General features: G+C 28.3%; 27 protein-coding genes and 4 tRNA genes. 3 read left to right on the top strand and 28 right to left on the bottom strand.

Annotated features, from left to right (window positions below):
- Window positions 1–501: 501 nt before the first annotated feature.
- The 5 genes from IC213_RS14465 to IC213_RS14445 all read right to left on the bottom strand — a co-directional run bounded on the left by IC213_RS14465 (window position 502) and on the right by IC213_RS14445 (window position 5,999).
- On the bottom strand, window positions 502–783 hold the full coding sequence (locus IC213_RS14465; protein WP_227863203.1) for a hypothetical protein: 282 nt from the start codon (window positions 781–783) through the stop codon (window positions 502–504).
- A 207-nt stretch (window positions 784–990) separates the two neighbouring features.
- Complete coding sequence (gene rlmH / locus IC213_RS14460) at window positions 991–1,470, bottom strand: 23S rRNA (pseudouridine(1915)-N(3))-methyltransferase RlmH (protein WP_227436517.1); 480 nt, start codon at window positions 1,468–1,470, stop codon at window positions 991–993.
- Window positions 1,471–1,538: 68 nt separating this feature from the next.
- Complete coding sequence (locus IC213_RS14455) at window positions 1,539–3,641, bottom strand: EAL domain-containing protein (protein WP_227436520.1); 2,103 nt, start codon at window positions 3,639–3,641, stop codon at window positions 1,539–1,541.
- A 12-nt stretch (window positions 3,642–3,653) separates the two neighbouring features.
- A complete protein-coding gene (locus tag IC213_RS14450) occupies window positions 3,654–4,451 on the bottom strand; it encodes an MBL fold metallo-hydrolase (protein WP_227436522.1) in 798 nt (265 codons plus the stop codon).
- A gap of 84 nt (window positions 4,452–4,535) precedes the next feature.
- Window positions 4,536–5,999 (bottom strand): M1 family metallopeptidase, encoded by a 1,464-nt coding sequence (locus IC213_RS14445; RefSeq protein WP_227436524.1) that lies wholly within the window; start codon window positions 5,997–5,999, stop codon window positions 4,536–4,538.
- Between the two features lie 124 nt (window positions 6,000–6,123).
- Between IC213_RS14445 and IC213_RS14440 the strand changes: the two genes are divergently transcribed.
- Together IC213_RS14440 and IC213_RS14435 are read left to right on the top strand one after the other, a co-directional pair.
- The gene (locus tag IC213_RS14440) at window positions 6,124–7,182 is read left to right on the top strand and encodes a DnaD domain protein (protein ID WP_227436525.1); all 1,059 of its coding nucleotides are present in this window, start codon (window positions 6,124–6,126) and stop codon (window positions 7,180–7,182) included.
- Between the two features lie 8 nt (window positions 7,183–7,190).
- The gene (locus IC213_RS14435) at window positions 7,191–8,183 is read left to right on the top strand and encodes an ATP-binding protein (RefSeq protein ID WP_227436528.1); all 993 of its coding nucleotides are present in this window, start codon (window positions 7,191–7,193) and stop codon (window positions 8,181–8,183) included.
- Window positions 8,184–8,548: 365 nt separating this feature from the next.
- Here IC213_RS14435 and IC213_RS14430 read toward each other — a convergent pair.
- The 19 genes from IC213_RS14430 to rstA form a co-directional block, all read right to left on the bottom strand.
- Window positions 8,549–8,623: transfer RNA gene (locus tag IC213_RS14430), tRNA-Thr, on the bottom strand.
- A 26-nt stretch (window positions 8,624–8,649) separates the two neighbouring features.
- Window positions 8,650–8,725: transfer RNA gene (locus tag IC213_RS14425), tRNA-Val, on the bottom strand.
- A gap of 4 nt (window positions 8,726–8,729) precedes the next feature.
- Window positions 8,730–8,804, bottom strand: a tRNA-Glu gene (locus tag IC213_RS14420).
- Window positions 8,805–8,810: 6 nt separating this feature from the next.
- Window positions 8,811–8,886 (bottom strand) — tRNA-Lys (locus IC213_RS14415).
- A 307-nt stretch (window positions 8,887–9,193) separates the two neighbouring features.
- Complete coding sequence (locus IC213_RS14410) at window positions 9,194–10,483, bottom strand: adenylosuccinate synthase (RefSeq protein WP_227436530.1); 1,290 nt, start codon at window positions 10,481–10,483, stop codon at window positions 9,194–9,196.
- Between the two features lie 81 nt (window positions 10,484–10,564).
- The gene (locus IC213_RS14405; protein ID WP_227436532.1) at window positions 10,565–10,873 is read right to left on the bottom strand and encodes a hypothetical protein; all 309 of its coding nucleotides are present in this window, start codon (window positions 10,871–10,873) and stop codon (window positions 10,565–10,567) included.
- 204 nt (window positions 10,874–11,077) lie between these two features.
- Entirely contained in the window at window positions 11,078–12,406 is a 1,329-nt protein-coding gene (gene dnaB, locus IC213_RS14400) for a replicative DNA helicase (RefSeq protein ID WP_227436535.1), read from the bottom strand.
- Window positions 12,407–12,424: 18 nt separating this feature from the next.
- Entirely contained in the window at window positions 12,425–12,874 is a 450-nt protein-coding gene (gene rplI / locus IC213_RS14395) for a 50S ribosomal protein L9 (protein ID WP_054275501.1), read from the bottom strand.
- Window positions 12,875–14,869 (bottom strand): DHH family phosphoesterase, encoded by a 1,995-nt coding sequence (locus tag IC213_RS14390; RefSeq protein WP_227436537.1) that lies wholly within the window; start codon window positions 14,867–14,869, stop codon window positions 12,875–12,877.
- 10 nt (window positions 14,870–14,879) lie between these two features.
- Window positions 14,880–15,836 (bottom strand): YybS family protein, encoded by a 957-nt coding sequence (locus tag IC213_RS14385; protein WP_227436539.1) that lies wholly within the window; start codon window positions 15,834–15,836, stop codon window positions 14,880–14,882.
- Between the two features lie 7 nt (window positions 15,837–15,843).
- Window positions 15,844–16,164, bottom strand: coding sequence for a MazG-like family protein (locus IC213_RS14380; RefSeq protein ID WP_227436541.1), 321 nt, complete (start codon window positions 16,162–16,164; stop codon window positions 15,844–15,846).
- 141 nt (window positions 16,165–16,305) lie between these two features.
- Window positions 16,306–16,533 carry a 30S ribosomal protein S18 gene (gene rpsR, locus IC213_RS14375; protein WP_021386573.1) on the bottom strand — a complete coding sequence of 76 codons (228 nt, stop codon included), beginning with the start codon at window positions 16,531–16,533 and terminating at the stop codon, window positions 16,306–16,308.
- 18 nt (window positions 16,534–16,551) lie between these two features.
- Entirely contained in the window at window positions 16,552–16,986 is a 435-nt protein-coding gene (locus IC213_RS14370) for a single-stranded DNA-binding protein (RefSeq protein ID WP_227436543.1), read from the bottom strand.
- 36 nt (window positions 16,987–17,022) lie between these two features.
- Window positions 17,023–17,301 (bottom strand): 30S ribosomal protein S6, encoded by a 279-nt coding sequence (gene rpsF, locus IC213_RS14365; protein ID WP_227436544.1) that lies wholly within the window; start codon window positions 17,299–17,301, stop codon window positions 17,023–17,025.
- A gap of 219 nt (window positions 17,302–17,520) precedes the next feature.
- The gene (locus IC213_RS14360; protein WP_227436546.1) at window positions 17,521–18,717 is read right to left on the bottom strand and encodes a PLP-dependent aminotransferase family protein; all 1,197 of its coding nucleotides are present in this window, start codon (window positions 18,715–18,717) and stop codon (window positions 17,521–17,523) included.
- Between the two features lie 102 nt (window positions 18,718–18,819).
- Window positions 18,820–19,005, bottom strand: a complete 186-nt coding sequence (locus IC213_RS14355) for a DUF951 domain-containing protein (protein ID WP_054275506.1) — start codon at window positions 19,003–19,005, stop codon at window positions 18,820–18,822.
- Window positions 19,006–19,019: 14 nt separating this feature from the next.
- Complete coding sequence (locus IC213_RS14350; RefSeq protein ID WP_227436548.1) at window positions 19,020–19,283, bottom strand: DUF3343 domain-containing protein; 264 nt, start codon at window positions 19,281–19,283, stop codon at window positions 19,020–19,022.
- A 78-nt stretch (window positions 19,284–19,361) separates the two neighbouring features.
- On the bottom strand, window positions 19,362–19,949 hold the full coding sequence (gene yedF / locus IC213_RS14345; protein WP_227436550.1) for a sulfurtransferase-like selenium metabolism protein YedF: 588 nt from the start codon (window positions 19,947–19,949) through the stop codon (window positions 19,362–19,364).
- Between the two features lie 104 nt (window positions 19,950–20,053).
- Window positions 20,054–21,346, bottom strand: a complete 1,293-nt coding sequence (rstA, locus tag IC213_RS14340; protein ID WP_227436552.1) for a toxin production/motility transcriptional repressor RstA — start codon at window positions 21,344–21,346, stop codon at window positions 20,054–20,056.
- A gap of 258 nt (window positions 21,347–21,604) precedes the next feature.
- Here rstA and IC213_RS14335 point away from each other — a divergent pair, with 258 nt between their 5' ends.
- Window positions 21,605–22,186 (top strand): GerMN domain-containing protein, encoded by a 582-nt coding sequence (locus IC213_RS14335; protein ID WP_227436554.1) that lies wholly within the window; start codon window positions 21,605–21,607, stop codon window positions 22,184–22,186.
- A gap of 78 nt (window positions 22,187–22,264) precedes the next feature.
- On the opposite strand, the gene IC213_RS14330 is transcribed toward IC213_RS14335, so the two are convergent.
- The 4 genes from IC213_RS14330 to noc all read right to left on the bottom strand — a co-directional run bounded on the left by IC213_RS14330 (window position 22,265) and on the right by noc (window position 26,002).
- Window positions 22,265–23,407 carry an aminotransferase class V-fold PLP-dependent enzyme gene (locus tag IC213_RS14330; protein WP_227863202.1) on the bottom strand — a complete coding sequence of 381 codons (1,143 nt, stop codon included), beginning with the start codon at window positions 23,405–23,407 and terminating at the stop codon, window positions 22,265–22,267.
- Between the two features lie 32 nt (window positions 23,408–23,439).
- On the bottom strand, window positions 23,440–24,306 hold the full coding sequence (locus IC213_RS14325; protein WP_227483329.1) for a ParB/RepB/Spo0J family partition protein: 867 nt from the start codon (window positions 24,304–24,306) through the stop codon (window positions 23,440–23,442).
- Between the two features lies 1 nt (window position 24,307).
- A complete protein-coding gene (locus tag IC213_RS14320) occupies window positions 24,308–25,081 on the bottom strand; it encodes a ParA family protein (RefSeq protein WP_227436560.1) in 774 nt (257 codons plus the stop codon).
- A gap of 135 nt (window positions 25,082–25,216) precedes the next feature.
- Window positions 25,217–26,002, bottom strand: coding sequence for a nucleoid occlusion protein (gene noc, locus IC213_RS14315; protein ID WP_227436562.1), 786 nt, complete (start codon window positions 26,000–26,002; stop codon window positions 25,217–25,219).
- Window positions 26,003–26,060: the final 58 nt, after the last annotated feature.

Below are 26,060 nucleotides of genomic sequence, written 5' to 3'. Positions count from 1 at the left end.
ATTTTATAAAATAATATTAAATTAGAGTTAATTGTTCATTGTTACTTGTTTCGTCAATATCTTGTTCTCTAAATAAATCATGTCCAGGTAAAATAGCTAAGTCATCTTCACACAATTCCTTAGCTTTTTTACTATTAATTTATTCTAGCTGTTATAAATCCAGCATAATCATCTTTTAAGTCGTACTCATAGCTTTCTTAATCTATGAAGTTACTACTTAACACATCTTTTAAGTTATCACCTAAATTATTTTTAATTATTTTGAAATAATCACTAGGTACTTTATTTAATATAGTTCTACTGTTATTCAGATTAATTATACATATATTTCCATTACAGTTAATTTAATTTTTATTAAACCCTTTATTTTTCAAATAATCTTTTGGGAAAATGTGATGATATTCATTTTTATTGACTATAGACAGTACTGACTGTGTATTTATTAGAGCTCCGTCCAGTAAGCTTCTAAGGTTGTTCCTAGAAAGAATAAGAGCATATGTTTTACTTAATGCATTTCTTAATGCAAATGAAATATGTTAACTGTAATGAATAAGGCAAATATCCATGACTAGTTAAAGGTAGTTCTGTTGTTATAAAGTCTACAGCATGTAAATATGCTTTCTTGCATTTCTCCGCAATATTTTTTAATTCCTCTGATGATAAATTTCTTAATTTATTCATTTCTTCTTTAGTTACACCTAAACCGACACAAGATGCTAAGTTTCTTAAAATTTCAACTTCAGCCACTTTTTCAAAGTTTTTCTCTTCTAAATCAGACCTCACCTAATTTATTATTTTATACTTCATTGTTTAATCCCTCTTTATCTACTTATTTATCTATATTTTAATCAATTTCGATACTTTACTAAATCTAATCTGATAATTTATATCAAAATACTATATATTATTTGTACTTTAACTTATTATATACCTGTAAAATAAAAGTAGCCTTAACCAACTTATTTCAGTGGTTAAGACTAACGTGCTCCCTTACTTATGATATGGTTCTCCATTATTTATCCTATAAGCCCTATAAATCTGCTCTAATAATATCAACCTCATCATCTGATGAGGAAAAGTCATCCTAGAAAAAGATAATCTATAATCAGCCCTAGCCAAAACATCATCAGAAAGCCCTAGAGAACCTCCAATTATAAAACAAAGACTACTGTTACCTCTAACTGCTAAATCACTCATAGTCTTAGCCAGTTCTTCGGAAGACAAATTCTTTCCATCAATAGCAAGAGCTATAACATAGCTGTTATGCTTTATCTTACCTAAAATCTTCTTTCCCTCTTTATCTTTTATAATTTCCATTTCCTTAGCACTTAAATTTTCGGGAGCTTTTTCATCATCTAACTCTATAATTTCCAACTTGCAATACTTAGAAAGCCTCTTTCTAAATTCATCAATACCTAACTTTAAATATTTTTCTTTAATTTTACCTACTACAACTATACTTATATTCATATACTTCTCCTAAACTTAATCTTATTACAAATTTATATACTAATATGACTTACAAACTATTAGTAAGACTATTTAGCAAGTTCTCGATTTGCATAATCTATAAACTCCTCAAAAGGTATAGCTTTACTATAATAATATCCTTGATATATTTCACATCCTAAGTCATACAACTTATCTCTCTGATTTAAATTTTCAACATACTCCACGATTATATCAAAATCTAGGTTTTTTGAAAGATTTACAATAGACATTATGATTTCACTACTTCTTTTGTTTGTAAGTATCTCTTTAACAAGTGAACCATCTAACTTAACTATATCAAAATTATTATTTTGGAGGTATACAAGGGAACTGTGTCCCATTCCAAAATCATCCATAATAAGCTTTATACCCAAATCATGTATTGCATTTATTCGATCTATAATTATCTGAGAACCTGACAATGCAACCTGCTCTGTGATTTCTATACCAAGCATATTAGGGTTGATATTATTATTCTCAATTATATTTTTTATTTGCTCTGGTAAATTAGGAGCATTAAGTTGGTCTGGAGATATATTTACAGAAAATTTAATAGGATTTATTAATAAGTTTTCACTTTTCTTTAAATCAACACATGCTTTATTAATAATATACTCTCCAAGTTCATCTAAAAAACCTTCTTCTTTAGCTAAAAGTATAACAAGTGGCGGATAAATAAATCCACCTATTGAATGCCTCCACCTAAGTAACCCCTCTGCTCCTACAATATTCCCATCATAATTAACTTGTGGTTGATAAAAAATCTCTATATCTTCTTTTTTCATAGCAAACTTTAAATCTGATGCTAGCATTTTTGATATTGAACCTATTTTTCCACTATGATTTAAAATATTTGGTTGTTCTCCTGTTAATTCGCATTTTTTTACTAAATTTGTTAAATTTTCTATATTATTTTTAAACATGTAAATATATCTATTTTGTGACATCTTTATAAATGGAATATAAATCATAACTCCTACACACAAATTAAACAATTGCAACAAACTTCCTCTTATTGAATCTGTAGCCATATATCCACTTAAAAATATAGGTGATGTCCATTCTACTGCAGAAACTGTACAAGGTACAATACCTGTAGACATAGCTACATAACTTGTAATTGTTAGAATCATAGGTGTAATTATAAATGGTATAAACATGATGTAGTTAAAAACAATTGGAATCCCAAAAACTAGCATCTCATTTATATTAAAAAGAGCTGGTATTGAAGCAATTTTAGCCAGCTTTCTTACATTTATACGTTTCTCACTAAGAAAAATGGCAATTACTAAACACAACAAAGCTCCACATCCACCAAATAAAACCATTGTATCAAAAAAAGTCTTAGTAAAAATTTCTGTTGGTAATTGATTATTATTAACTAAATTTATGTTAATTGCCATCCCATTTTCAAATAAATTTTTTGCAACTGTGTCAAGTACATTACTTCCATGAATACCAAAGAACCACATAAAATGCATTAGAAATATAAATAGCAAAGCACTCATAAGGTTTCTTCCCATACTATTAAATATATTTGAAAATAAATTATAAAATATATCTTGAAAATTTGAACTTCCAATTAGATTTATTACTATTACACGCAAAATAGAAAATAAAAATACTACAGTTATAAATGGAATTATAGCTGAAACCACCATATTAAAATCAGCATCAGCCCCCTCTGTATGAAACTTTACACTTGTTATAAAAGACTCTGTGAGCTTTACAAATAACATAGAAGACGTTATGGAAACAATAATAGCTGTAAACAACCACTTTGTTTTAAATATCTCCACATAAGAATCTATTTCACTACCATGTGAAAATACTAAAAAAGAGCACATTGCAACTATAGGAACAAGTACTGTATACTTGCTCCCATAGATTTTTCCATAGCTATAACTTATTGTCAACAATATTATTAATGAGATAATTCCTAAGGTAGAATCATTTATAAATGTAAGCATATTTAAAATCTCACCATTAAATAAACTTGCTATATATTCTTGATAAATTTTTATTGGAAGATTCAAAATAACAAGTGCAATTGAACCAGTCATAATAGCAGGTATTGCTAAAATCATCCCTTGCTTTATAGAATATAAGATTTTATTATCCTCAACATTTTCGAAATTTCTTTTTAGCAAAGTTATTCACCTCTACTTCATCTTATAAACATTAGAAACATCATTGCGTGATAATACATCTAGTTTTACATCTTGCCCAACTACTATATCGTTTGATGCTAATACTCCCTTTGAAGTTTCATATGCCAATTCTGGAAAATTATTTTCTTTACTTAAATGTGCTAATAATATAGATTCTGTACCTTTATCAATAAGTTCAACACAGAAATTTGCTGCATCTTCATTAGATAAATGTCCTGTATCTGACATTACTCTTTTCTTTAAAGCATATGTATATGAACCCATCATAAGCATATTAGGGTCATAATTTGATTCTAATACCACTAATTTAGATTTATATAGATGTTTTTTTATATTTTCAGTAATACACCCTATATCAGTAGCTATAGACATTTTTTCATCGTTTTCTGTATAGAAATTATATCCAACTGGGTCAGCTGCATCATGTTCTATTGAAAAAGGTCTTACTATAACATCTCCTAATGAATAAGTTTTATCATTTTCAAAGACCTTCATATTTTTGTCCTTAATATCACCAAGCTTGTCTTTCATAGAACACCATGTCTTTATATTAGCAAACACTGGTATGTCAAACTTTCTTGACAATATACCTGCCCCTTTTATATGGTCAATATGCTCATGAGTTATAAATATCCCTTTTAATTTATCTGAATCTACTCCAATGTCTTTAAGACCTGTAGTTATTCTCTTTCCACTTAATCCTGCATCTACCAGTATATTAGTATTTTTATATCCTATATAGTGGCAATTTCCACTACTACCACTTCCCACTGAACAATACTTTAGCATTATTTCACCTCTTTTTCTGCCTTATAAATTATATTATACCAAAAAAACAGAGTATTAAATAAAATTTAATACTCTGTACGAAATTTACTTGTATTCACTTATAATCTTATTTATATCTACCCCTTTACTGTTCCATAACTCTACAAAAGCTCTTCCATTGGCATTTTTATGTTTGTATTTATTGTAATATTCATTTAGTGTTTCAAAGAATACCTTATCTCCAACTTCTTTTCTTACTTCATTAAAAGCTGTTGCTCCTTTTGTATAAACATTTAAACTGTATTCAGTAGAATTTTTATACTCATTTGATGGTTTAAATATGTTTTCACTCAAATAACTCTTTGTTTGTATTTGCATAGTTTTTATAAGTTTATTTGCCATTTCTTTTCCATATTTTTGTTCAAAATAAACTATTGTAGAATATTCAGTAAGTGCTTCATCTAACCAAGGTTCACTTATTTCATCATTTCCAACAGCAGAATACCACCATTGATGCGCTGTTTCATGTGCTATAACATACTCAAGTAAAAACTCATTTTTTTCATTATATAAGCTTTGGTCTATCATAACAAGCATTGGATATTCCATTCCACCTATAAAGAAATCACTTGCTACAACAGAATATTCTTTATATGGGTATTTGCCAAACAACTCACTAAATATATTTATTGAATCTTTTGCAATCTCTGTTGCTCTGCTAGAAAGTTTCTTATTTAAATTGTATGTACTAATAGCTACACCCTTTGAGTCAACTTTATTTACATCAAATTTACTACTTAATATAAATGCAAAATCCCTAACGTTTTCAGCTTCTATCTCATACAACATTTTCTTGTTATCATGTTTGTCATTAACAAGTTTACCTGTATGAGCAATCTTATACTTATTTGGAATCAATAGTTTCACATGAAAATCACTAGTTTCACTATAAAATGGGTCCCCAATAGTTTCATAACTCTTTAGATTCCATCCTCTTTCATCATTAACACAAGCTATAGGAAACCAATTAGTAATATTTATAGTGTTTTCTCCATATCCAAACCTTCCCACTGAGTTTGGTATTTTTACGTTATATTTTATATCCAGAGATATCTTTTCATTTGGCTTTAACTCTTTCCCCAATTCTATTTCTAGTATATCATTTTTATCTCCTTTGATTTTATATTCCATTTTACTGCTATTATTTAGTATGTTTTTTATATCTATATATCCTTCATTGAATCCATTAGGATAGGCTCTTGTCATCTCACCTTTTTCAAAAGGAGCAAATTCTTTTTTAGAAAAAGCATTCGGATATATATGGAAATATATTTTATCCATGTTTGATTTTGTCTTATTTATGTACTCAACACTCTGATTGCACATTAACCTCTTAGTTTCATCATCAAATATAACATCCATATTATATTGATTTATCTTTGAATTAGATTTTTCTTTGTACGTTTCTAAACTGTCATCCTTTTCTATGAAGCAACCTATTATTAGTACCATAAATAAAATTGCTACTGATAATGTTCTTCTTACTTTTTGGTTGAATTTTATAACCAAAATATCTCCTCCTTTTTAAAATGAATACTTTTAGAAAATATTTACATGCTAATCTTATGACCTTTTATTTGTTTACAACCAAATGTAATACAAAAAATGATATAATTTAATCTGAGGTGATAAAATGTTTTTCAAAGAAAGCAATGAAATAGATTTAGGTGAAATCACTATTCCCAATATCTTTATAGATATATTTATGCCAATGGCGGATGGGTTATACGTAAAAGTTTATCTTTTAGGCTATAGACAGGCATGTGATATTACTTCTAATCCTAAGTTTGACAATAGCTCAATAGCCAAGAACCTAAATATACCTTTGTCTGATGTACTATCTGCTTGGAAATTCTGGGAAGAAAAAAAGATTATAAAAATACATGATAATGGAGAATATGATAATTTTAATTATTCAATAGAATTTTTAGATTTAAAAAATTTCTATATCGAAAATATATTAGGTAATAATTCATCTGTAAAATCTAATACAGATAAAGTTGTATCTACTTCTGAAAATCCAAGTATTAGAAAGATGTTCAATTCTATAAATAAAATAGTTGGTCGATATCTTGACCCAAGTGAAAAAATAAGTATTATGGATATAATGAATAAATACAACATGGGCCCTGATATGATACTTTGTGCTTATGAATATGTTAAAGATAAAACTGGTACATCTAAACCAGTTAAATACATCGAAGGCATTATTAGAAACTGGTATGATTCAAATTTATATACCCCAAAAGATGTTGAAGACAGCTTCTTGATTAGAAGTGAACGATATATTTTATATAAAACTATTTTCAATGAATTGGGATTTTCAAGACAAGCAACGAAATCAGAAAAAGAACTCATGGATGCTTGGTTTGATAAATTTGACATGGATATGGACTTAATAGTAAATGCATGTTCTAAATCTAAGAATATACCAAACCCAAGTATATCTTATATAAATGGAATAATTAAAAATTGGCACGAAAAAAATATAAAAAATTTAAATGATTTAAAGCAAAAAGAGGAAGAACGTATAGTTAAGGAGAATATTAATAAGAAGCAGATTAATACTACTCAAAACAACAATACTTACAAGAAAACTAAGTTTCATAATTTCAACGAAACATTTACTCAATATACATCTGATGAACTCGATGAAATTATTAAAAAAAGTCAAAAAGAAAAGTTTAAGTAGGTGATTAAATGAATGAAGATAAAATAAGAAAAATACTGGCTAAATATGCCAATAAAAGAGATAAAAATGAGCTACTATTGGAACATAGAAAAAATGAGGTCTATAATAGAATTCCTGAGATAAAATCTATAGATGATGATATTTCTAAAATAGGTCTTAACTTAGCTAAAACAGTTCTTTTAAATCCTAAATCTAAAGATGAAATTGTAAATGAGTCTAAGAAAACTATAGAATCTTTAAAATTGAGAAAAGAAGAACTTTTAGTTAAAAACAACATATCTCTTGATTACTTAGAAATAAAGTTTCAATGTGACTCTTGTAAAGACAAAGGATTTTTACCTAATGGTGAAAAATGTTCTTGTCTAAAACAAGAAATTGTAAATGAGGCTTATAAGATGTCTAATTTAGATAGAATTTTAAGTCAGGAAAATTTTTCGAATTTTAACTTGAATATATTTTCTCCTAAGAAGAGTCCTGATGGAGAAATATCTCCAAGAGAAAATATGTTAAATAATCTAAGTATCTGCGAAAATTTTGTTCATGACTTTAAGGTAGATAATAGTGAAAACTTATTGTTTTATGGTTCTACTGGACTAGGTAAAACATATATGTGTAACTGTATTGCAAAAGAATTGTTAGACAAAGGTAATGTTGTAATTTATCAAACATCTTTTAGAATTTTAGATATTCTTGAAGACTATAAATTTAGAAGAGACCCAAACAATCAAATAAGTGAAGAAAATTATAAAAACTTGTTTGATTGTGATTTATTAATAATAGATGACCTTGGTACTGAACTTAATAATTCTTTTACTAGTGGAGAAATTTTCAATATTGTAAACACAAGACTTGTTGCTGGTAAAAAGATTATTATATCAACCAACTTAACACCATCTCAAATAGGAAATACTTATACTCAAAGAATTCTATCTAGGATTTTAGATAAGTTTAGAATTTTAGAATTTACTGGAGATGATTTGAGATGGGAGAGATTTAAATAACGTAGCCCTTAAAAAACATTTTTTTATTTTTAAATAGAGAGGTAAGAACATACTTGCTTCTCTGTTTAAAACTTATACTATATAATCACATTATCCATTCAGTTTTTCTAATTATATTCCTAATATACTTTTTAATATACTAATCATTTATCTAGTTTGTAATTTTATATATATTAATATCATTCTTAATATATTGCATTATTTAAATTTATTATAGTACATTTATAGACTCTGTTTCTAAATATATGATATTGTATAATATTTAAAAATTTAATTATAATTAATTTTTGACGCAATTAAAAAAAAGATACCTAAAAGTATCCTGTAGCATAGAAAATTATATTAATTTACATGTATGTATTTTGTGGAGCTGGTGATAGGAATCGAACCTACAACCTGCTGATTACAAGTCAGCTGCTCTACCGTTGAGCCACACCAGCATATATAGTATTTTTCATCTAAAAACTGGTGGGACTAACAGGGCTCGAACCTGTGACCCCCTGCTTGTAAGGCAGGTGCTCTCCCAGCTGAGCTATAGTCCCATATTGGTGACTCGTAGGGGAATTGAACCCCTGTTACCGCCGTGAAAGGGCGGTGTCTTAACCTCTTGACCAACGAGCCATGATTTGGTGATCTATCCGCGACTCGAACGCGGGACACCCTGATTAAAAGTCAGGTGCTCTACCGACTGAGCTAATAGACCACATTTTTTCGACTTTTTTCGTCGTTTCTTTCACTCACAAGTTATATTATAACTGCTGTATAACTTTTAGTCAACAGTTTTTTTTATTTTTTTTAGTATATAATTAAAATAATCCTGAATCATTGATTTTCAACAAAATCATCTAAATAAGACATCTAAGTCAAGGGTACAAATTCGACCTTAATTTTATTAAAATATACATAAATAATTTTAACTCAATATAAAAGAGCATCTCTAATAATTATAAGTATTATCTTGAGATACTCTTTTTTTAATCATTTATAATTTAAATCACTTACTTAAGATACTAAGCAAATATGTTTTTTCTTATTATAGTTTGAGCTCTATTAGGCCCAACAGAAACCATATCTACACTTACTCCAATCAACTCTTCTATTTTAGCAATATATTTCTTTGCATTTTCTGGAAGGTCATCAAAATTGTCTACTTGAGTTATATCTTCATTCCATCCATCTAATTCTTCATATATAGGTTCACATTTTGCTAAATCATCTAATGAAGCTGGGAAATCTGTTATTATTTTATCGTCCATTTTATAAGATGTACAAACTTTAATTTTGTCAAATCCAGTTAACACATCTAATAACATAAATGAAATACTAGTTAATCCATTAACTCTAGCTGCATATTTTACTATAACAGCATCAAACCACCCGCATCTTCTTGGTCTACCAGTAGTTACTCCAAATTCATGCCCTTGTTCTCTTATCTTATCACCAGTCTCATTTATTTGTTCTGTAACAAATGGACCTTCTCCAACTCTTGTAGTATAAGCTTTTACTATACCAACAACATCCTTTATCATATTTGGTCCTATACCTGCACCAATAGCAAATCCTCCAGATATTGGATGAGAAGATGTAACAAATGGATAAGTTCCTAAGTCTAAGTCTAATAAAGTACCTTGTGCTCCTTCAAATAACACTTTTTTACCTGCTTTTACTGCATCATATACAATAACTGATGTATCTGCTACATATTTTTTTATTTGTTCTGCGTACCCAATATATTCATTATATATAGCTTCAAAATCAAATAATTCTTCTTTTCCATATATGTTTCTAACTAATTTGTTTTTAGCTTCTATCTGAGCCTTTAATTTTATGGCAAATTTATCTTTATCCATTAAATCACATATTCTGATTCCAGATCTCTCTGTCTTATCCATATAGCAAGGTCCAATACCTTTTTTTGTCGTACCTATCTTTAAATCGCCTCTAGCTTCTTCTGATAATGCATCTAGCTCTTTATGGTATGGGAATATAACATGAGCTCTATCGCTAATTTTTATGTTTTCTGTATTTATATTATCTGCTTTAAACATTTCTAATTCTTCTAAGAATCCTTTAGGGTCAAATACTATTCCATTTCCGATTATGTTCACTGTCTTTGGATTTAAAACTCCAGATGGAATTAAGTGTAATGCATATTTTTTACCTTCAACAACTAATGTATGACCTGCATTATTTCCACCTTGTCCTCTTACTACTACATCTGCTTGAGTAGCAAGATAATCGATAACTTTACCTTTACCTTCATCTCCCCATTGAGAACCAACAATTGCAACTGTTTTCATGTAATTCACCTCTATATTTTATATACTCTCGAACGCTTTACTTATTTATTCTATCAAATATTCGTATTTTTTTCAACTTTTTTAACGTTCTCCAATATTTAACAGATACTCTTCTATTTTTGAAAAGTCATCTATTTTTTTAATTTCTGTGCTATTTTTTATAACTTTTTCTATAAACTTGTCCACGTCTAAAAGTTTTTCTAATTTACATACATTAATTATATTTCCAAAGTTTGTATTAGTCATGTTTATATGATATTGATTGTCCACAATACTAGCATAAACAACAATTGATTCTTTTAAATTATTATCAACTATCCTAAATAAGTTTATTTCATCAAGTACTTTAATTATATTGGGATATATACATTTTAAGCTTATTTTTTCCATATTATTCCTCCTGATAATTAATACTTATACACAGATAAAGCAAGCTAAAAGCTTGCTTTATCTACTTATTCACACTTATCAACAGGCTATCTGTGGATAGTGTGGATAATTTTTTAGCTAAATTTCAAGGTTTAGACATATTTAGTGACATGTATCCACATTTTTCCTGTAGAAAGAAAGGATGTTCTGTGGATATTAGTTAAATTATAGGTCTCTCAACTTATCCCCAAATCTTTGAACCTCACCAAGCCAAACTAGTTCCACAGAACCAGTTTCACCATGTCTATTTTTTGCTATTATTATTTCTCCTATATTTTTACTCTCAGAATCAGCATGATAGTATTCATCTCTATACAAAAACATAACTATATCTGCATCCTGCTCAATTGCTCCAGATTCTCTTAAATCAGATAACATAGGTCTATGGTCTGCTCTTTGCTCTGGGGCACGTGATAACTGAGATAATGCTACTACAGGACAATTTAATTCTTTTGCTAATACTTTTAATGACCTTGATATTTTAGATATTTCTTGTTGTCTACTTTCATTATTACCTTCACCTTCCATAAGTTGAAGATAATCTATAAGCACTAAATCTAGACCTTTTTCTATCTTTAACTTTCTGCACTTTGACCTTAATTCTGATATTTTTATTCCAGGAGTATCATCTATGTGTATTTTTGCATCTGACAGTACTGCCATTGCATCTATAATCCTAGGCCAATCATTATCATTAAGTGTTCCAGTCTTTATCTTTTTCAATTCTACACTAGATTGCGAAGATAGCATACGTTGTACTAACTGTTCTTTTGACATCTCTAAACTAAACACAGCTACAGAAGCATCTCCTTTTAAAGCTGCATTTTGTACTAAATTTAAAGAAAAGGCCGTTTTACCCATTGCAGGTCTTGCCGCAACTAATATTAAATCTGTTCTTTGAAGACCATTTATTTTTTTATTTAAATCTTTAAAACCAGTAGTTATACCAGTTACATCGCTTTTATTTGTATATAATTTTTCTATCATATCATAGGCATCCATCAAAACTAAGTTTATAGATTTAAAATCGTCACTAGTTTTTTCCTGTGATATATCAAATATTCTCTTTTCAGCTTGTTCCAAAACATCTTCAATTTTCGTTGCTCCACTATATCCTAGATTTATTATTTCATTAGATGCTTTTATAAGCTTTCTAAGTACAGACTTTTCTTTTACTATATCAGCATAGTATTTTACATTTGAAGTTGTTGGCACTATTGTAGAAAGACTTGTAATATAACTGATTCCTCCAATATCATTAAGATGCCCTTGTTTTCTTAGCTCTTCTGTCAATGTTATTAAGTCTATAGGCTCACCTTTATTGCTTAAAGTTATCATACATTCATATATTATTTTGTGAGCCTCTTTATAGAAGTCACCAGGCCTTATAGTTTCTGTAACTGTTATTATAGCATCTTTGTCTAGCAGTATAGAACCTAATATTGACTGCTCTGATTCTACACTGTGAGGAGGAATTCTCGTCATGTCTTCCATCTTTATCACCTCTAGTTATTACTGTTTTTCTTTTACATCTACTCTTATTTTAGTAGTTACTTTTTGATGTATTTTTATTTCTACAAATGTTGAACCTAAAGTTCTTATTGGTTCATCTAATAAAATCTTTCTTTTGTCTACATCTATATCTTTTTGTTTCTTCAATTGCTCAGCTATCTCTTTGGCTGTTATTGAACCAAATAATCTTCCACCTTCACCTGATTTTGAATATATTTCTATATTAATTTCTTCCATTTGTTTTCCTAGTAAAACAGCTTCTTCATATTCTTTTTGAGCTTTTATTTCTTTAGATTTATTCTTTTCATTTAATTCCTTGATTGCTACACTATCTGCTTGCACAGCCATTTTCTTAGGAAATAAGAAATTTCTTGCATATCCATCACTTACTTCTTTCATTTCCCCTTTTTTACCAGTTCCTTTTACATCTTTTAATAATATAACTTTCATCTATTCTTCCTCCTCTAAATACTCCTCTATTATTTTATTTACTATCTTGTAAGCTTCTTTTAGAGAAACATTTTTTAACTGTGCACCAGCTATATCTATATGTCCCCCGCCTCCTAATTTTTCCATAAGTACATGTACATTTATTTGCCCCAAAGACCTTGCACTTATAAATATAGTATCATCTTTTTCTCCTAATACAAAGGAGGCTTCTACTTCTTTTATATTTAATAGCTCATCAGCAGTTTGAGCTATTATGACGTTTATACTATCTATTTCTGTACTTGAATATGCTAGACATATTCTATTATTAATTATCTTTGTACTTTGAATTATTTCAGCCTTTATTATAAAATCTTTTACATCAGAATTGAAAAACTTCTTGACTTCTATTGTATCTGCTCCAACTTTTCTAAGGTAAGAAGCAGCTTCAAATGTCCTCACACCTGTTTTAAATGCAAAGTTTTTAGTATCTAAGCTTATTCCTGCTAAAAGACCTTCAGCTGTAAGTTTATTGATTGTTACCTCTTCATCCATATACTGAACTAATTCTGTAACCATTTCACATGTTGAAGATACATATATTTCATGGAATAAAAGCACTGCATCATTTATAAACTCTACACCTCTTCTATGATGGTCTATTACTACTACCTTCTCTGATAACTTTAAGAGTTCTTCACATTCAGTATAATTAGGTCTATGAGTATCAACTACAACAACTAGTGTATTTTTAGTACAGTTATCAATAGCCTCCTCTTTTCCAATAAACAACTTCTTATAATAATTACTTTCATTTATTTTGTTTATAAATATCTCTATAGATTCATTTACAGATTGTAAAACTATATTTGCTGTCTTATTGCAAGATTTACATATATCATAAACCCCAACTGCGGCTCCCATAGCGTCCATGTCAGGATATTTATGACCCATTATATAAACATGATCGCTTTCTTGTATAACCTCTCTCAGAGCATGACCTATAAGTCTAGATTTTACTTTTGTTTTCTTTTCTACAGCCTTAGACTTTCCACCATAAAATACAAACTTATCTTTTGTCTTTACAACAGCTTGGTCTCCTCCTCTACCAAGTGCTAAATCAAGAGCACCTGTAGCAAGTTTTAGGTTCTCATTTAATGTATCTCCATCTATACCAATTCCTATACTTATTGTAACAGGAAGATTATTTCCATAATCAATATGTCTTATTGTATCTAAAATAGAAAACTTCTCAGCTTCCAATTTTTTTAACTCTTTTTTATGCATTACCAAGAAGAATTTATCTTTTGAAGTCCTTCTCAAAGCACCATTTGAATTTAATTCTAAAGCAGAAAGTATTTTTTCTACTTCAACATTAATTAAAGCTCTCTTATCTTCTGCTGCACTTTTTAATACTTCATCATATCCATCTACTTGTATTAACATCATTGCATCTTTTTCATCATCATAATCTTGTTTTACTTGTAAATATTCTGTCTTATCTATCCAGTATAATATCATTAAATATTTAGGATTTTTTTCTTGATCATTTTTTATAACATTATAAACTATTGTATATTCTCTATCCTTATAGTTTATTTCAGTGTACATCTCTTTATTTTCATTTAATACTTTTCTTAAATTAAGATTTTTAACTATATCTTCTATATTTTTATCAAGTAAATCTTTTTGACCAATCATATCATAAAACTTTCCATTATACCATGATATATTTCCATCAAATTCTAGAATACATAGTGGTATTGGAAGATTTATTATAGCTTTCTTAGTTGTTTCATCTATATCTAAAGATAAATTTTGAATATACTCTGTCCATTCATGACGTCTAATATTAGTTGTTCTCCAATTGTGAAAAACCATATATGCAAAAATACAGAAAAATAAACACCCTACATACAAGTTGTAATAAAGCAAAATTATACTAGAAATACCAATAATAATTATATATAAATTTATTTCTGGCATATTTAATTTAAAGGTTTGTTTATTACTCATTTCTATCCTCCTAAGTGGATTTATAACTTCTCACCTTTCTAAAGTCAATTATACTATCTACCATACCAACAAAAGATATTCCCATAAATCCAAATAAACATAAAATTATCCCTGAAAGAAACATAATTTTATTTGGCCCTTGTCTTATCCATTTCTTTAAATAATAAATACAAACTGCTATTCCTTGAATTACAAACATTAAGTTAAAAACTAGCTGTAAATTAGTCATTATTAATTCTGTATATAATTTTGAGCCAATAATTTCAATAAATAAGACTAATAAATAAAGTAAAAAAGTTGTGACTATAGCATTTCCTGGTAAATAAAAGTCAGCAAATTTAGGAAATCTTATATTCAAATTTGTAATCCTTTTGATAAAGAATACGCTTAAATAATATGTTACAAATGCTGATAATAAACCTTGTAAGAATAACATCATTGGTAGCATATTTGTAAAATAACTTACAATTTCATCTGGCTTCATTTTATCAAATACTTTAAGCTCAGTTGCAGAAAAACTATTTTTTTGAATATTTACAATTTCTGTTATCATTTTAGAAACTTCATCTAATAAATTTACATTTAAAAATGTCTTCAATACAAAGAAATACACAACCATTGCAAGCACAAATATTATTGTTCCTCCATATATTGGTTCAAATTTATTACTATCTTCTTGCTCAAAACTTCTCTTTAGCATCTTTCCTATTGCTATGCCTGGCAAAGAATACATTATACATATATTTAATGCATACGAAATGTCTGCAAATAAAACTAGCACACAAAATGTAATCAAAATAGATAAAAAAGAATACTTTTTATCAGTGATGGCACCTATAATTACATATGGGACAGCTGCTAATATGCTAAACATTCCTAGCATTGGAATATAGGCTATTACTAAAGCAATTATTATAGCTAAAACTATTATAGACATGGCTTTAGATAGTCTAATTTTATTATTCAATTTAATATCACTCCCTATTATCCATATGTTTTTTTAAGTTAGATAAATCTCCATACCATCTTTCAACACTATGGTCTTCCTCTATACCAATTTTTATTTTTTCCTTGACTTTATAATCTACGTCTCTAAAACTAATTCCTAATCTCTTTGCTAAGAGATATGTTATCATTATTATATTTGCTAGAGTATCTTGAATTGCCTCATCTAAAGGTTTTACCCCTTTAAATAATAAGTTAAACAAATCACTTACACTCATTAATATTTCTGTTTTCATCCACTCTATTATCTTTATGTTTCTTGTTATCTCAGAACCTTTATCTATTTTCACGTTTGCAACCCTCCTTAATATATAATATTATATCATAAATAATAATATATTTAAGTATATAAACAAAAAAACGAGCGTTATAGCTCGTCTCATTTACTTATATAAATATCTATAATAAAAAATGAGCACAAGGCTCATTTTTTAATCTAATGTATATGGTAAAAGTGCTATATTTCTTGATCTTTTTATAGCAACTGTTAATTCTCTTTGATGCTTAGCACAAGTTCCAGATATTCTTCTTGGTAATATCTTTCCTCTTTCAGTTATATACTTTTGTAATCTCTGAGTACTTTTGTAATCTATTTTAGCGTTTTTGTCAGCACAAAATTGACAAACTCTTTTTTTCTTACGTCTTTTTTTATTCATCATGACTTTTTTCCCTCCTTTTTAAAATGGTATATCGTCATCATCTATAGCTTGGAAACCTTGTGGGTCTAACCCTTGAGGTTCAAAGCTTGGCTCAAAAGCTGGAGCACTCTCTTTATATGAATTTTCCGATTTATTCTTGCTATCTAAAGCTTGTACCGATCTAGTACTTACTTTTGTAAAAGTTCTTTTTTCGCCTGATTGTGTCTGATAATTGTCTACTCTTATCGATCCTTGAAGTGCAACTAATCTACCTTTAGTTATGTAGTTGGCACAAAATTCAGCGGATTTACCCATTACTTCAACAGGTATAAAATCAGTTTCTTTAGATCCATCTTTTTTTACATAGTCTCTATCAATGGCTATTGTAAATGATGCCACTGGTGTTCCTGTACCTGGGATGTATCTTAATTCAGGGTCTTTAGTTAACCTTCCCACTAATACAACTTGATTCATAAAAACACCACCTATTTTTTATAATAAAACTAGTTGTTAAGCAACAACTATCATGTGTCTTATTACGTTTTCATTTATCTTTAAGTTTCTGTCTATTTCTTTAGGAACGTCTACTGCTGATTTGAAGTTAACTAACACATAGAAACCTTCTGTAAACTTAGCTATTGGATAAGCTAATTTTTTAGTTCCCCAAGTATCAACTTTAACTATTTCTCCTTCAGTTGCAACAACTTCCTTAACTTTGTTTAGTACAGCTTCTCTTGTTTCTTCATCAGAGTTTGGCTTTACTACATAAACTAATTCATAATTTCTCACTATAATTCACCTCCCTTTGGACTTAACGGCTCTACACTCTTAGAGCAGAGAAATGAGACTAAAATCTCATACCTACACATTTTATCATTTTTTCTTATTTATGTCAATTTAAATTTTGGACAAATTTTAATATTTAATATAAGGTGAAATATATTTTTTAAATTAACAAGGGATGGCTATTGCCATCCCTTATAATATATCTTAAGTTATTATTTTTAATTAAGCTTCAACACCCATAGCTTCTTTTAAAACTGATGCTATGTTTTTGATACCTTCTATTATTTTTTCTTCTGGCATATTTGAATAGTTAAGTCTGAAAGTATTTTCTCTACCACCATTAGGGAAGAATCCTCCTCCAGCAACATAAGCAACATTCTTTTCTAAGCATTTTGGCATTAATTCTTTAGCATTTAAATTACTTGGAAGCTCTACCCATGTAAATAATCCACCTTCTGGATGAGTAAATACTAATCCTTCTGGGAATTCTTCTTCCATAGTCTTAAGCATAACATCTCTACGTTTGATATAAACAGCTTTTATTTTATCAACGTGTTCATCTAAGTCATACATATCCATAAATTTACTTACTTCCATTTGAGATATAGTTGATGCTTGTAAGTCTGCACCTTGTTTTGCAAAGTTAAATTTAGATAGTATTTCTGGAGAAGCACAAGTCCATCCTAATCTGTATCCTGGGCAGAATATTTTAGAGAAAGTTCCTAAGAATATTACTAATCCTTTTGTATCCATTGATTTTAAAGATGGTAAAGATTCTCCCTCAAATCTTAAATCTCCATATGGATTATCTTCTATTACTGGTATTTCATATTTATTTACTATTTCCATGAATTTTTTACGTCTTTCAAGTGGCCAAGTTCTTCCTGTTGGATTTTGGAAATCAGGTATTACATAAATCATTTTTATTCTATCAGTTGTTTCTAGTATTTTTTCTAGTTCTTCCATTATCATTCCATTAGAATCTGTTGGAACATCTATGAATTTAGGTTGGTAAGATTTAAATGCATTTATAGCTCCTATGTAAGATGGGCTTTCACATAAAATTACATCACCTTCATCAATAAATACTTTTCCTGCAAAATCTAGACCTTGTTGAGAACCACTTGTAACTAATATATCATCTTTATCTACATTAGTTTTGTTTTTGTCATTCATTCTAGCTGCTATTTTTTCTCTTAATGGTTCATATCCTTCTGTTGTAGTATATTGCATAGCTGATCTTCCATTTTCTTCAAGCACTGCAACTGATACTTTTTTCATTTCTTCAACTGGAAATAATTCTGGAGCAGGCATTCCACCCGCAAAAGATATTATTTGTGGTTGTTGAGTAAGTTTTAAAAGCTCACGTATTTCAGATCCTTGTAAACCTTCCATTCTTTTTGCATATTTAACTGCCATAATTAAAGCACCCCCATGAAAATGTTTTCTTCAATTTCTATTATACCAAAAATTTGGATATTAATATACGGTATTTGACATTTTTTAAATGTTAAATTTATATCATTTTTTTATTAGCTTTTTTACTCTCTTTTCTAATGTCTCTCTATCAAGCATTATTAGCCTTGAACATTTCGTACATTTTATCTTTATATCCATTCCAGTTCTTACGATTTCAAACTCTTTACATCCACATGCATGTTGTTTTTTCAATTCAACAATATCCCCTATTTTTAAATCCATTGGCATAAATAATTAGCCTCCTAATCTAACTTCTTTGCTTCCCTTGAGCCATCCTCTAATTTACTTATACAGTAAATTCCCTTTATATCTACATTATTTTCAACTAAAATTGTCTTTATTTTTTTCATATCTTCAAAAGAAAATTTAATTGATATTCCACAGCTTGCTGTTATTTCTCTTGGTGTTGGAAGAGCCATTACTTTTAAACCATTTTCACCAAATAGCTTTTCTGACCTTATTGCATGATGTGTAGAATTAAATGATACTATATACATTTGATTCATTGCTTAATCCTTTCTGACTATCTACTTTTCTTTAGTTTAATATTTCCTATTAACTTTATATTGTTAAACAAACATACATTATATAGAAATAGTATTTGATGCATTTTTTAATGTTTCAACTATAGTGTACATATTTGTAACTGAACCAACTTGTAATTTTTCTTTTAAATTATAGTAATCTAAACAGGTTCCACAAGATAAAATTTCTACCCCTGCATCTTCAAGTATTTTAAGATTTTCTATAGTTGCTTCATTTTCAGCACTTAATTTTACTCCTCCATTAACTAAAAGTATATGTTTAGGATATGGCTTTGATTCTGTTAAAGTATATATAAAACCTTTTATTAATACTTGTCCTAATTCATCATTTCCCAATCCCATCTTATCTGAAGATATAAATACACATGTATCTTCTAGTTCGCTTTCTTCTTTTTGAACTACAACATTATTACCTTTTTTAATTTCTATAGAAATTAAGTTTTCTTTTTCATCAACAATCCTTGCTTCACAATTTAAAGATTTAGCAAGCTTTAATATATTTTCTTTTGCTGTTTCATTGTCAACTGTTGTAACTACAATGCCTTCTTCTATATTATCTAATTCTTTTTTTGTATTTATAACTGGTTTAGGACAAGCAAGCCCTCTAGCATCTATTTTTATACTCATTGTTTGATTCATCTCCTTAAAATTATTCATACAATTTATATTTTATCATAGATATTATCTTGCTTGTTATAGATTGTTTCTATACTATTATAGGTTTATTATACTTACATTATCTCTAAATTTTTATACATAAATACTCCCTTTTGGTAGTACTCTAATTCTTTCTCTTTTGATATGCTTGAATATAATTGACCTAAGTCTATGTACAAGTTTGCTAATATCTTATTATTACCTAAGTCTGATACTATTTTTATACATTTAATTAAGTACTCAATAGCAAGAGTAATTTCATTTTGATTCTTATACATATTAGAATAGAATTTTAATGCCTTATACTCATTAAACTTATTTTTATTTTTTATTGATGATGCTAAAGCTATTTTACAATATTTTCTAGCTAAATCATAATCTTCTTTATCTATGTACGCTTCTATTATCTTGAATAAACCTGACATCATATATTCGTCTTCATCATTTTTCTTTATGTTGTACACTTTTTGAGAATATTCAAGAACTCTATCTGTCTCACCTATTTTTCTATAAACATCACAAATTGTTAAGTATACATTTGCTATTCCAGTTTTATTATCTTCATTTTCAAGTATTTTTAGTGCTTTTTTAAAATACTCTTTTGATTCCTCATATTTTCCAATCTCAAGCATGTTGTTTGCTTTTAACACCAAAATATCGACATCTTCTTTTCTATCATTTTTATTATCTATTTCATTTATTTTATCTATGTACTTTAATGACATATTTGGATTATCTAATTTTATATAACAATATGCCATCTTACTATATAATTCCTTATATACGTTAATATCCTCAAACTTATTCTCTGACAAAATTTCCTCTGCAAAATTAAAGTGACTTATCGCACCTTTATAAAAGTCTTCTTGCATATATATCTTTCCTATGTTTAAATAGCACTTTAGTATGTTTTCACTATCATTGTTTTTTATAAAGAAAAATAAAGCCTTTTCAAAGTTTTCTATAGCATTATTGTAATTAGATTTTTTTAAGTTAATGTTAGCCATAAGAAAATTGCATCTGCCATAGTTCTCCATTAAATCGTATCTCTTACATATATCTAAAACTTCTTTTATTTGGTCCTCAGCCTTGTTTAACTCATTCTCTTTTATATAAATTTCACTTTGCAGTATTAAATTATCTGTTATCTTTTTTGACTGCATTTCTTTTGTTTCTAATAAATATTCCACGCTTACATCTAACTTATCACCTAGATATTCCAACAGTTCATAACTAGTATGAGATTTATCTCTCTCTATATGGCTTATTTGTGCTGCTGTTATTCTATCTCCAGCTAACTCTTTTAATGTCATATTTTTTTCTTTTCTTAATTTCTTAATCTTTTCTCCTAAGCTCAAAATTTCCATACTATTCCCACCTTTTGAAGACATTTTTTTATAATATAATTATAACTTATATTTATTTTAAAAACACTACTTTTATTTTACAATATTTTCTCTATACATTAAATGATTTCCCATAAAAATGACTAATATTTAGTTTATTTTGTATTTAATTAACTTAAATAAATCATTTTTTAAATTTGTTACTATTTTGTATTCATATATTCAGTCATAACGATTATAATTATATATAAGAATAGTATCTTGAGAGGAGTAATTTTTATGAAAAACAAGAAAATAATGTTAGTGTTAAGTATATTATCTATATCTATATTGGCAGTTGGATGTAGCAATGCTCAAAATGAAGCAACTAAAAAAGAAACTAAAAATAATACAAATGTTGAGCAACCAAAGGAAGAAAACAATAAAGAAAATAATGATGAAAAAGAAGTTCCTAATAAAAAGTCTACATCAGCTCCAAAGGAAGAAAAAAAGACGGAGTCTGCTGTTATTTATTCTTTTGATGTAGACAAAACAGATTTAATTGAGAATAAGGTTGATTTAGAAAAAATTGATGAAAACACTTTATTTGCTGAGCTACAAAAGCTTAAAGTAATTCCAGAATCTGCAAAACTAAATTCATTTACTACAAAAGATATTGATGGTGTAAAAACTGGTATATTAGATGTTAACTCTGATTTTACAAAATCAAACTTAGGTAGTGATGCAGAAACTTTAATGCTTGATTCAGTTGCACGTACTTACATAAAAAACATGAATGTTGAACAAATAAAGCTTACTGTTGATGGCGCTAACTATGAAAGCGGTCATATAGTTCTTGAAGATGGAGATTATTTAAAGTAAGTTTTTAAATTATATTAAGTTACAAAAATAGTGTCAACTATCTATAAAGTTGACACTATTTTTATGTTGTAATTTATACTATTTATTTTTTGAAATTTTCTTCAAGGCATCTATTGCTTTATCTATCTCATCTTTCGTATTAAAATATCCTATACTGAATCTTACCGCACCTTGTTTTAATGTACCTAAAGTAGTATGAGCTAATGGAGAACAATGTATTCCTGATCTAGTTGCTATATTATATTCACTATCTAATAAGAAAGTAACCTCTCCAGAATCCATGTTTCCTATATTTATAGCTATTACTGAGGCTCTTTTTTTACTGTCTTTTGGTCCATATATCTTTACATCTGATACTTCTTCTAACTTATTTAGCATATATTGACATAATTCTTCTTCATGTTGTCTTATATTGTTGATTCCTCTTTCAAATATAAATAATACACCTTGGTTAAGCCCTGCTATACCTGGAGTATTATGAGTTCCTGACTCGTATTTATCTGGGAACAGTTCTGGTTGAACCATTTCTTCTGATTTACTACCTGTCCCACCCTCTTTTAATATATTCAAATTTAGGCCTTCTCTTACATATAAGATACCTGTTCCTTGAGGTCCAAATAAGCATTTATGACCTGGCATAGCCAACATATCTATATTACATTTCTTCACATCTATATCATAAACACCTGCTGTTTGTGATGCATCTACCAAGAATATTATATTATGTTTCTTAGCTATTTCTCCAACTTTTTTTATATCTATTAATGTTCCACATACATTAGATGCATGTGTAGTTACAATCAGCTTAGTGTTATCCTTTATTGATTTTTCTAACTCTTCATAATCTAAAAAACCTTCATCATCACATTTTACTACAGTATTTTCAACCCCTTTTTTCTCAAGAGCTTTTATAGGTCTTATTACTGAATTATGTTCCATAGATGTTGTTATTACATGATCTCCTTTTTGTAATACACCTTTTATTGCTAAATTCAAAGAGTCTGTTGCATTAGACGTAAATACTATATTCATAGGATTACTTACATTAAATAACTTAGCTATATTTTCTCTTGTATCATAAATTTCTCTAGCAGCTCGCATAGCAAGCTTATGCCCTGCTCTTCCTGGATTTGCACAATAGTTTTTCATACAATCTAAAACAGCATCATAAACTCTTTCTGGTTTTGGATATGTAGTTGCAGCATTGTCTAGATAAATCATATTCATCGTCCTCTCTATTTTATATTTGTGTGTTATTCAAGAAGCATTGATACAATACTGTTTAAATCATCATCATTATAGTATTCTATCTCTATTTTACCTTTTTTCTTACCTTTGGAAATATTTACTTTAGTTCCAAAAATATTTCTAAGTTTATCTTCTACATCTAAAATAAATACATCTTTAGGCTTAGACTTCTTTGGCATATCTTCTTCTTTATTTTCAGATATTTTTTTTGCAATATTTTCAACTTCTCTTACAGAAAGTTCTTCCTCTTCTATCTTTTTTGCAATTTGTAGTTGTAATTTTCTATCTACAATCCTTAATAGAGCCTTTCCATGACCTGCTGTGATTTTACCACTATCTATCATGTCTATAACATCTTGTCCTAGATTTAAAAGTCTCAAAGTGTTAGTTATATGAGGTCTACTTTTACCGACAGCTTCTGATATTTCTTCTTGAGTTACATTATAATGCTCAATTAAACTTTTATATGCTAGTGCTTCTTCTATTGAATTTAAATCTTCTCTTTGTAAGTTTTCAATTAAAGCTATCTCCATTATGTCTTTCATCTCTATATCTTTAATTATAGCAGGTATTTGACTTTTATTTGCAAGTTTTGATGCTCTAAATCTTCTTTCACCAGCTATTATCATGTACTTATTGTTTTCATCTCTTTTAACTACTATTGGTTGTAGTACACCATAATTTTTTATAGACTCAGATAATACTTTTATTTTTTCTTCATCAAATTGCTTTCTTGGCTGAACTTCGTTTGGATATATTTTGTCTATATCTATATTAACTATTTCTTTATCTGAAGTTTCTCCTTTAATTTCTGGTATCAATGCACTAAGACCTCGACCCAATCTATTACTTCTTTTAGACTTATTCTCCATACTACCACTCCTCCTCTTCTAAATCTATAAATTCTTCTGCTAGTTCCAAATAAGCTACAGACCCCCTACATCTTTTATCATAATAAATTGCTGGTTTACCATGACTAGGAGCTTCTGCAAGTCTTACATTTCTTGGAATTAGAGTAGTGTATACACTACCTTTAAAGTACTTTTTAACTTCTTCAACAACTTGTATTGATAGATTGGCTCTTCCATCAAACATACTCAAAACAACACCTTGAATTTCTATATCTGTATTTAATCTTGATTTTACTAATTTTATAGTCTCCATTAATTGACTTACACCTTCTAAGGCATAATATTCACATTGTATAGGAATTAAAACACTATCTACAGCCGTTAGACAATTTATTGTAAGCATTCCAAGTGAAGGTGGGCAATCCAAAAATATATAGTCATATTCATCCTTTACTACTTTTATGGAATTTTTTAAAATATACTCTCTATTATTTATAGATGCAAGCTCTATCTCTGCACCTGCTAGTTCCGTAGCTGATGGAACTACATCTACATTTTCAAACTCTGTTTTTATTATTGCTTCTTTAATATGCAAACCATCTAACATAATCTCATAGATTGTATTTTCTACTTCATTTTTATCAATACCATATCCACTAGTTGTATTTCCTTGAGGGTCCAAATCTAATACTAATATCTTTTTTCCTAAGGTTCCTAAACTGGCACTTAAATTTACATTTGTTGTAGTTTTTCCGACTCCGCCCTTTTGATTAAATATAGCTATAACTTTGCCCATGATGTTCCCCCCTTTAAGAATCAAATTAATTTTAAATATTGACTAGTTGCTTTTATAATTATAAATAATGTCTATAAATCAATTTATATTACAAGGCTTGTTTTAAAAAAAAAGATTACTGGTAAGCAGTAATCTCTATTTTTTAGGGATTTTTACAACAACTTCCATATAATCTCCCTTATCTATTTCATTATACTTAGCATCAATTCCTGTATTTGATATAGCATCAAAGGCTTGCTTTATAGTATTTATGTAAATTCTTATACTCATAGCACCCTTTATATTCTGTTTTTTATCAGGCTCTTCTTGAATTTCAATTTCTTCTAGTATATCTTGTATCAGTTTTTCTGTTTTTTTAACAGTCAATTCATTCTTTATGACCTTTTCTAGTACACTTTTCATTAAATCTTCACTTGGTAATTTAAGGAATGCCCTAGCATGTCTTTCTGTTAAATTATTCTCTATTAGCTTCATTTTTATATCGTTTGGAAGCTTTAATATTCTAAGCTTGTTTGCTACAGTAGATTGATTTTTACCTAATTTTTCTGCTAATTGCTGTTGAGTAAAAGCATGCTCTTTTATTAAGTTTTCATAGCCAATTGCTTCTTCAATAAAATTTAAGTCTTCTCGTTGCAAATTTTCTAATAACGCTAGAACAGCAGAAGATTCATCGTTCATATTATTTATAATTGCTGGTACAGTTTTAAGCTCTGCTAACTTAGCTGCTCTTAATCTTCTTTCTCCAGCAATTAGTTCATATTTACCATCTTTTGCTCTAACTGTTATAGGTTGAATTATACCATATACCTTTATAGAATTGCTCAATTCCTCCAATGAAACTTGTGAAAATATTTTTCTTGGTTGGTATGGATTTGGAACTATATCTTCTATAGGTATCTCCATAACTCTTTTATCTTCCATAACATACCTCTCTTATTTTAGATATAAATATTTTTGTTCTCTATATGTACATACAATT

The sequence above is a fragment of the Clostridioides sp. ES-S-0049-02 genome, from assembly GCF_020658465.1.
Taxonomy (GTDB): domain Bacteria; phylum Bacillota; class Clostridia; order Peptostreptococcales; family Peptostreptococcaceae; genus Clostridioides.
This window is presented reverse-complemented; position numbering and strand designations above follow the sequence as displayed.